Below are 229 nucleotides of genomic sequence, written 5' to 3'. Positions count from 1 at the left end.
AAATTTTGCAGTTGATTCTGGAAAAGTAGCACCCTCTGCAACAATTGCAGCCGCTCTTACAGTTGTATCTTCGTCCCAATCGATGTAAGCAATAGTTCCGTTATGGTTTCCGTTACCTACTTGAACTTTAGGAAAGAAGTCGTATAAAGCACGTAATTTAACACCTAATTGACCAATTCCAGAAAGTCTTACCGCTTCTGTATTGTTAGCAATAGACGCTCTATTCGAT

At 39.3% G+C, this 229-nt stretch carries 1 protein-coding gene; it reads right to left on the bottom strand.

Annotated features, from left to right (window positions below; genetic code table 11):
* The coding region (locus GFJ99_RS13595; RefSeq protein WP_162524040.1) for a hypothetical protein at nucleotides 1-229 on the bottom strand (229 nt) is incomplete at both ends.

The sequence above is a fragment of the Flavobacterium sp. LMO6 genome (assembly GCF_009495795.1).
Lineage (GTDB): Bacteria > Bacteroidota > Bacteroidia > Flavobacteriales > Flavobacteriaceae > Flavobacterium.
Note: the sequence above shows the minus strand (reverse complement) of the source record. Positions and strands in the feature narration are given on the sequence as shown.